The organism is Phyllobacterium phragmitis (assembly GCF_002980495.1).
Taxonomy (GTDB): Bacteria; Pseudomonadota; Alphaproteobacteria; order Rhizobiales; family Rhizobiaceae; genus Paramesorhizobium; species Paramesorhizobium phragmitis.
The window spans coordinates 47,633-55,453 of record NZ_PVBR01000029.1; the positions used below are offsets into that span (position 1 = coordinate 47,633).

The 7,821-nt window shown below is 58.9% G+C and carries 11 protein-coding genes and 1 pseudogene; 3 read left to right on the top strand and 9 right to left on the bottom strand.

From position 1 onward, the window contains the following. The first annotated feature begins 71 nt into the window (after positions 1-71). The 3 genes from C5748_RS24790 (at position 72) to C5748_RS24800 (ending at position 2,186) form a co-directional block, all read left to right on the top strand. Positions 72-1,181: a DUF262 domain-containing protein gene (locus tag C5748_RS24790; protein ID WP_105745340.1), complete on the top strand. Its 1,110-nt coding sequence runs from the start codon at positions 72-74 to the stop codon at positions 1,179-1,181. Beyond that, positions 1,178-1,825, top strand: a complete 648-nt coding sequence (locus C5748_RS24795; protein WP_105745342.1) for an MAE_28990/MAE_18760 family HEPN-like nuclease — start codon at positions 1,178-1,180, stop codon at positions 1,823-1,825. The genes C5748_RS24790 and C5748_RS24795 overlap by 4 nt, the downstream gene beginning before the upstream one ends. 148 nt (positions 1,826-1,973) lie before the next feature. Next, on the top strand, positions 1,974-2,186 hold the full coding sequence (locus C5748_RS24800; protein ID WP_105745343.1) for a hypothetical protein: 213 nt from the start codon (positions 1,974-1,976) through the stop codon (positions 2,184-2,186). A 558-nt stretch (positions 2,187-2,744) separates the two neighbouring features. Here C5748_RS24800 and C5748_RS24805 read toward each other — a convergent pair. From C5748_RS24805 to C5748_RS29060, 9 genes and pseudogenes are all read right to left on the bottom strand, one after another. Further along, positions 2,745-2,990 (bottom strand): hypothetical protein, encoded by a 246-nt coding sequence (locus tag C5748_RS24805; protein WP_105745345.1) that lies wholly within the window; start codon positions 2,988-2,990, stop codon positions 2,745-2,747. 20 nt (positions 2,991-3,010) lie between these two features. Then, complete coding sequence (locus C5748_RS24810) at positions 3,011-3,202, bottom strand: hypothetical protein (protein WP_105745347.1); 192 nt, start codon at positions 3,200-3,202, stop codon at positions 3,011-3,013. Further along, a complete protein-coding gene (locus C5748_RS24815; RefSeq protein WP_105745349.1) occupies positions 3,190-3,432 on the bottom strand; it encodes a hypothetical protein in 243 nt (80 codons plus the stop codon). The genes C5748_RS24810 and C5748_RS24815 overlap by 13 nt, the downstream gene beginning before the upstream one ends. Then, positions 3,425-3,643 (bottom strand): Pam3-gp28 family putative phage holin, encoded by a 219-nt coding sequence (locus tag C5748_RS24820; protein WP_105745351.1) that lies wholly within the window; start codon positions 3,641-3,643, stop codon positions 3,425-3,427. Before C5748_RS24820 ends, C5748_RS24815 begins: the two co-directional genes overlap by 8 nt. Further along, on the bottom strand, positions 3,640-4,386 hold the full coding sequence (locus C5748_RS29055; RefSeq protein ID WP_105745353.1) for a lysozyme: 747 nt from the start codon (positions 4,384-4,386) through the stop codon (positions 3,640-3,642). Before C5748_RS29055 ends, C5748_RS24820 begins: the two co-directional genes overlap by 4 nt. A 239-nt stretch (positions 4,387-4,625) precedes the next feature. Next, entirely contained in the window at positions 4,626-5,648 is a 1,023-nt protein-coding gene (locus C5748_RS24830) for a phage late control D family protein (protein ID WP_105745355.1), read from the bottom strand. A gap of 5 nt (positions 5,649-5,653) precedes the next feature. Further along, a complete protein-coding gene (locus C5748_RS24835) occupies positions 5,654-5,878 on the bottom strand; it encodes a tail protein X (RefSeq protein ID WP_105745357.1) in 225 nt (74 codons plus the stop codon). Between the two features lie 23 nt (positions 5,879-5,901). Next, entirely contained in the window at positions 5,902-6,339 is a 438-nt protein-coding gene (locus C5748_RS24840; RefSeq protein ID WP_105745359.1) for a phage tail protein, read from the bottom strand. Then, positions 6,339-7,691 (bottom strand): annotated as a pseudogene (locus C5748_RS29060) (phage tail tape measure protein); the annotation flags it as partial. The gene C5748_RS24840 and the pseudogene C5748_RS29060, both read right to left, overlap by 1 nt. Between the last annotated feature and the right edge of the window lie 130 nt (positions 7,692-7,821).

The following is a 7,821-nucleotide window of genomic DNA, read 5'->3' on the forward strand; positions in this document are numbered from 1 at the left end:
CAAGCTGTGGTCGGCAACTGAACCTCTATGCTAAGGTCGCCAGCAAAGAACCTAATTCGGGGGCCCTCAAAATGCTATCAGAAGAGATCACAAAAGCCCAACGCCTCGTCAGGACAGATGCGTATCAGATGTCCATTGGCGAGATCGTCAGTATGTACGATAATGAAGAAATCATTATCGATCCCGAATTCCAGCGCCTCTTTCGCTGGGACATCGGCCAGAAATCGAAGCTGATCGAATCTCTCCTGCTAGGCATTCCATTGCCTTCGATTTTCGTGTTCGAAAGAGATGACGTCAGTTGGGAACTCATTGACGGACTGCAACGGGTCTCGACCATTCTCGAGTTTATGGGGCGTCTGCGCAAACCCGACGGAGGCTTCGCCCCGCCGTCGATTTTGGAGGCAACGAAGTATCTGCGGTCGCTTCACAATGCCGTCTGGGAACGGTCCGAGCTGATTACCGACGTTCCTGTGGAAGAGCAGGTTGAGATCGACAAGAGTCACCAGCTCTCCATCCGGCGAGCACGGATCGGTGTTGAAATCCTGAAGAGACCGAGCGACGACCAGACAAAATTCGACCTGTTCCAGCGGCTCAATGCCGGGGGCACGCAGGCGAACGCGCAGGAACTGCGTAACTGTATCATGCTTATGGTCAACGGGGACTACTATCGAGCCATTAAAGCCGCAGCCGAACAGAAGTCTTTCCAGACCGTCATTTCTGTGACGGAAGACCAGATCGAGCGGCAGCGGCACATGGAGCTTGCAGTTCGGTTCCTGGTCCACACATTCGTGCCATACGACGGCACCCTGGACGTTGAGGAGTACATCGACGAAGGCATCGTTCAACTCGCCGGCCAGAGCAACGGCAGGGATGCTGCTGGGGTGATTGATCGCACGTTCGCCCTAATCGATGCGGTCGCAGGCAAGAACGCGCTCCGGAGGTTTGAAAGCGGGAATCATACAGGCAAAGTAGGGCTGGTCGGCCTAGAAGGGATTGCGGTGGGCGTTGCCAAGAACCTCGACGCGATCACAGCATTGGCTAATCCGCAGGAATTCGTACGCGACAAGATTCAGATGTTTTGGAGCCAACCGGAGACCCTCACCTTCACTTCTCCCGGCCTGCGTGGGACGACACGCATTCTGCGGACGGTGCCGTTCGGACAAAACTGGTTTCGTCCATGAGCAAACCATTCTCCGAAGCCGATTTCACCGCCCAGATTACTGAAGATCGGTCCTGGCGTCTTAAAGAAATCTCCGATCTGAAGGTGGCGATCCTGCGAGCGGACGGGAACCTGCGCAGAGTTCTCCTTCGAGCGATGATCACCATCTGTTACGCTCATTGGGAGGGCTACGTCAGGTTTGCAGCGAGGAAGTATCTGGAGCATATTGCGCTTCGCAGGTTCCAGTATGGAGAACTGGATCGGCAGTTTCTACGAAACTATTTCCTGCCTAGATTGGCGACACTGTCGAATTCGAAGGCTAGTATTGAAGATCGGTGCGCGCTCATCGACGAGATACTAACCTCCACAGATCGGCGTTTCACGCGCATAAACGAGGACCTGATCAACACGAAAGCGAACCTCAACTTCGATGTCTTTCGAGATATCTGCCTTGTGTGCTGCGTCGCCCTCCAACCTTTTGAAGACAAATCGACGTTCATCAATGTTGTTCTCCTTAGACGTAGGAATGCTATAGCGCATGGGGAAGACACGTTCGTCGATATCAAAGATCTGGACGTGCTGACTACTCAAACAATAGCCCTGATGCGTGCGTTCGGCGATGCCGTGGAGAATCAGGTCGTTCTGAAAGTCTATAAGGCAGCTTGAGGGTGCTGTATTAACCCATTGCCAACAAGCCGTGCGCTTGACTCATTGCGCCAACGTGAACAAAATAAGAGCATCAGCGAGCGGCGCTGATGACCACGGACGCATTTTGGGGACGGCTGTGTCCGCTTAACACGAGCGGAGAAAATGAATGAATGCACCTGTCCCTTTGGTCGAAGACGAGATTGACGAGGTGCTCGCCTACCATGGCGGCGATGCACGTGCTGCCATCAAGGCGCTACTTCTGGACAGAGACTTCCTGCTGCGGGAGATCGAGATCGCCAGCACGGCGATCAGCCCAGGCTATACACGCGGAGATTGGCCAAAGACGCTGATCAATGAGAAATACCCACAGCGTCCCTGACTACCTGACCGGACGCCATCGGGATCGACGGCGTCCGGTCAAATTAGACTGCGCGGGAAATCCGTTCGGGATCGGATTTTAGAATTTGGCTCCTATATGTATCCTCTGCCTCAATGACAGCCATGGAAAGAAAATAAGAAAGCATAGACAGATTAGATTTATTGGATAATTTAATTAACTCATATGTCATATCAATTATATACAATACTCTTGCTTCACGATTTGCCTGTGTTGTCATAATTTCCCCCAATACCAAGCCCGTTTAACGGAATAATTAATATTGTAATTATTCCGTTAATCAACCTGAATATTGCAGCAACTTATAGTTTACAAAATCATGGTTAACTGTACTTTTGTTTTCCAATATGCACATTCAATACTTGACGATGAAAAAGCCCGCTCCGGTGTCAAGCGGAACGGGCGAAAGCATCAGGTATCGTTTTGCAGATGGTGCGGATCAAATACTCGATACAGATCCTTTCCTGCGGCCGCGGTTGAAAATGCCGGCACTCCGTTGGGCCATGACGGACCGGCGCCTGAACTCTTTCAGCGCCGGGATCAGTTGGCTTTCCAGAAATTGAGCCCCTGCATGATGAGCCAGCCGACGCCTCCAATGATGCCGAGGATGACGGCCATGCCGATCTTGTTGGCAACGGCATCCGCTCTCTGGCGGACCCTGCGGAGGAAACGCATATCCTCCCTGACCGCGTCCTGAAAGTCTGGGGTATCGACGCGGAGACCGGCAGCTGAGAACTCGTCACGCACAGCATCTCGAACCACGGCAACGAGTTCATCTTCTGTCATTGCACTTACCTTCCGGCTGCTCATGCCTTCCATCCGCAGAGCCTCGCGCCCTTTTCGTTGTGGGCGAGCATCTCGTTGACCTCACGCTCGCTCATGGCCGCAATCGTGGCCGGTGTGGGCCGAAACGCTTTCGAAACAGCGCAGAAGCCCACTTTGCTCGTGCCGCAGCCGGCAAGAAGAAGGCACGAGAGCAGGATTGCTACCTTCCCCATTTTTTCAGCCTTTCGCGATTCGTGCCGGCATCGCGACCCGCGATCGCATCCTCGATCTCATCGGAGACGGTGCGGGCCTCGGCCTCCCGTTCGGCCTGCTTCGAGCGCTCCAAACCGCCGCCATCCACCCTGCCCTTGAGATAGAGGCCCAGCGCCGCGATCAGCAGCGCACCGAGACCGGTGAAAAGGCCATTCGGCCCGGTGAGAAACGACAGCAGAAACTCAAGCATGGGGCGCCTCCCCGGCTTTCGGCATGGTCTCTGCCATGCGGCGATTGATCCGGTGCCGGTCAAACAGCCACCAACCGAGCGCGAGGCCGTTGATGACGAGACCGGAGAGCGCATCGGCCGCGCCCTGGTCGAGATAGCCCCGCGCGATCAGCGCACCGCCGATCACCTGCAGCAGCTGCCGCAGGATCGGAATGATGAGATCGATTTTCATGAAGCCCTCCTGAAAAACGCGGCGAGTGCCGCGACCAGATTGAAGATGATGGTGAAAAGGTTCGTCGCCGGTGCCTGCGCCGGCGCCGGGACAGTCTCGGCCGGGAGCGGTGGCGGCGCCGCATCCTCTGTCGGTCGCGTAGGTGCGGGTGGCGTTTCCGGGGCCGGCACGGGAGGTGGCGGCGCTATCTCCGCAAATGCGGCCCGCAGATCTTTCTCGACATTGATCTTGCGGGCGCTCGACCAGTCCGGCGTGCCGTTCGCCTTGACGCGGGTATATTCGGTCATTCTGCCGTCATTCGACCACTTGGCCGAGAAGAAGAGATCGCGCTCCTTCTCGCGCCTCGGAACGATCTCGGCAGGCTTGCGCCAGTCCATGAAAGACTTCTTCGCGCCGGCGATGTCGCCAGCCCTGAATTTCTTCACCCAGGAAGCGGTCTTGATCGCGCCTGTATTCCAGTGGAACGACAGCGCCGCCGCGAATTGAGCCTTGGTCAGCGGAACCCCCGCAAACGCTTCGTTGACCTCCTGCGCATAACGCTGGAGCGCCCAAACGAAGATCTTCAGGCAGTAATCGAGCGGCTGGGGGTTTTTGATATAGCGTTCGACGCTGTGCCCGCTGGCCGAGGTAATCCCCACACACCAGGTCCAGATGCCCCTGCTGTCCCTATATGCCTGACGGACGATAGCCTCGTGGCTGGAAAGCTCCAGCGCGATTTCGTAATCCACCTCGTTACGGTCCATTCTTACCTCTCCATAAAAAAAGCCGCCCCGGGGGCGGCTGCTGTGAAACTCGTCGTGACTTGGATATTTGCCGCGATCGCGCGGCGTGCTATCGATCGAGCATGAAGCCCTATCGCATCGCATCTCTGCTATTCTGCATGGCGCTCATGGCGGTGGCGGTGCTTTGGCTGGGGATTATCCCCGCCGTGATGCCTGGCCAGAACCACCGCGCCGAATGATCCTGCCCCATGCCGGCCGGCCTAGCGGCTGTCCTTGCCCGCACCGGCCGATGGCTGCTTCACTTCAAGCGATGTGGTCGAACCGCCACTCCGATCGGCGCGATGGCGAACCGATGCAATGCGATATGTGCCGTCAACGCCCGGCCGGGCTCCCGTCAAGATAAAGCTCGCCTCGGCCTGCGCATCGACGGCGAGGTCAAGCTCGACATTCCCCTCGCCGCCCTCGCGTTCGGCCTCGCGCTTGCGGGCATCGCCGACCTGCCTGGCCTGCGCCTCGTCCTTGACGGTGGCGCGAACCGCATTCGTCGATTCCGGCAGGTCGCGGTCGAGTTCGTACTCAACCTCTTCCGTCTTGAAGGAAGCGGATTTCCTATCGAAATAGCGGACCTTTGCTTTGGTGAATGATCGCCGCCCGCGAAAGGGCGAGATGTCCCAGGATATGAGATTGCCGCCGACTGTGCCTATGACCACTGGCAGGGCCGCGCCGCCCGGCGCCTGTCCCTGTCCGCGTTTCGCCAACACCGCCTTGTCACCCCTGATCTTGAACGTGCCGCCGATTTCACGGGCGAGCCGTTGCCCGAGATGGATCAGGCTTTCGCCCTCGGCCGACCAGTAATCCCGCTGGATGGAAGCGAACGCCGGATCGATCTCGATCGCGGCGATGCCCGCCTTGCTGCCTGCCGCCGCGAGGAAATCTTTCAAGCTGGCATCATCCTTGTGAAATGACAAAGGCTCCTTCACCTTGCCGCGGCTATCGAACCCCTTGGCACTCACCTTCAGCGTCCGGCCCCCGCCGCGTGAACCCGACGAACGGACGCTGTCGACCGTACCGGAAAATTTCAGCACGCCCTGAAGCCAGACCTCGACAAAAGCACCGTCCTTCGGCAGGCGGACCTGCCCATCGGTATCGTCCAGTGTCAGCGAACACGTATCCGAGGCCGAGCCATCCTTGTCCATGATCTCGATATCGATCAGGTATGGCCGCATCTTCGCGCTGACATTCAGACCGTCGACCCATACTTCCCACGAAACTTTCCATGGCATGGCGCTCACCCGAACAGGGAAACGACGTGCCGCCGCGGAGCGGATTGCTCCGGAGGCAAATCCGGCAAGGTGACGACAGTGCCGAGCGGGATATATGGCCCAAGCTCCGCCAGACCGGGATTGATTTCGAGCGCCTGCTCGACCAGGGACTGACCGCGCACGCCAAAGCGCCGCCATAAGATCAGGTCGAGCGTCATATCCTCGCCGCGAATTGTCACGGTTTCCGGCATCATGTCCTCCAAATGAATCTGCGTTATCGGCCAGCGCCGAAGAGCGACAGCAGGCCCGAAATGATCTGCTGGCCCGCGCCCGTGTCCGGCTGCACCCGTGTCATCGAGATCGAATGCTCGACGACGAAGCCGACGCCGTCGCGCAGGATCTCTGTATGGCCCTCCGAAACCCGCGTAATGGCGAACCACCCGAGCCGCTTGCCGTCACCTCGCTGAACGGGAAAGCGCGTGCCGGTGCGCCGCATCTCATGCACGATCTCCAGCTCATCGAGCCCGCCGATCTTGGTCGGCAGTAGCCTGCCCGAAAGCGTGATCTCGTCATCGCCCTCGCCGCCGAATTCTTTTCCCGGGAATGCCCCCATCAATCCCTTGGATGCGATATCGGCCGATGCCTGGCGGTCGAATTTGTCGATCGAGAATGGCCGCGTGTCGACGGCCAGCGTTCCCAGCATATAGAGCATCACGCCACCCCGTATTCGATATCGGCCTGCACGCCATCCATGTCATCGCGCAGCTGGCGCTCGATCATCGCGAGGACCTTCCGGGCAAGCCCCTCCTCACTCATGCCCGGCGCGGCGTGCACATGGACGGCACCGATGCTGACGCTCCGCCCGCCACCGGGGGAAGCACCTCCGCTAAGCTGATGATTGGGGATGATCGTGCCCGATCGGGAAGCCGTGAAAATCTCCGGCCCTTCCTCGCCCACGAGATAGGTCCGCCCGCCGACAACCGGCCCACCCGCCGCGCGAGCGCCAGAGATCACGGCGCCGCCAGGCCCAACGACGGAGCCGGCTGGCGTCGAAGCAGACGCCGCGCCGCCGCTATACCCCGAGCCCCAATTGCGAATAGCGTCGGCCACGCTCTTCGCCTTCTCATAGGCCTGACCGAAATACCCGATAACCTGGCGGATGGCCTCGATCACTGTCTTGATGCCTTCTGCCGCCGCGCCGCCGATTGCCTCGCCCCATAAGCGCCACTCGCCGGTCGACGTGGCAAGCGGGCCGACCAGTCCCGTCAGGCTATCCCAAATGCTTTTTACAGCATCGACGATCGGCTGAATGACCGGCATGACCGGCCCGAGCCCGGCCATGAAGCCATCTGCCACGCCCTGGATCATGGCCTTCACGCCATCCCAATTATTGTAGATGAAGGTGCCTGCCGCGGCGATACCCGCAAGGACAAGACCGACGCCGGAGAATAGCAGCGCTGTGCGAAGCCCGATGGCCACAACACGCAAGACACGCATCGGGTTCGCCATGGCCAAAGCCGCAGCTCTCATGGAGCGAAGCGCCAGGACATTGCCGGCAGCGGCCATCGCCGTCGCCTGCCCGATGAATAGCAGCGACCGGCCGTAAAGCCGCAAGGGGAGAAACGCCAGGCCGAGGCCGCGCACCACGCCGGAGAGCACCCGCATCCCGCCGATGGCCCCCGCAATCATCCCGCCGCGCATCCACAGCAGGCTGAACTGCGCCGCAATCGCAGCAACCCGCAGCGCGACGAGACCGGCAACGGTCGCGACGATGACGCGGGTCAGCGCGGGATGCGCCTCGGCAAAATCCGCCATCCGCTTGATGATCGGCCCCAGCGTTTCCATGATCGAGGTCAGCGCCGGCAGCAAGGCCGAACCGATGACGATCCCGAGCGCGCCCAGCTGGTTCTTGAACAATTGCACGGCGTTGGCCGTCGTCTTGGAGCGAGTCTCGTATTCCTTGGTCGAAGAATTGAGATACTTCGTCTTCTGGTCGACCATGCCCAGCGCCTCGTCAAAGAGATCGAGGTTCTCGACCAGCGGGGCAAAGGCGCGCGCCTCGTCCCCAACTAACTGGTTTCATACTACAGCCCTTTCGTTGATATCTATGCATTTTGAGCATTGAGCAGACGGATGGCCTCAGCCCGGTGAACAAGTTGGTTCCATCGGCTACATTGTTTGGCTGGCACATTCG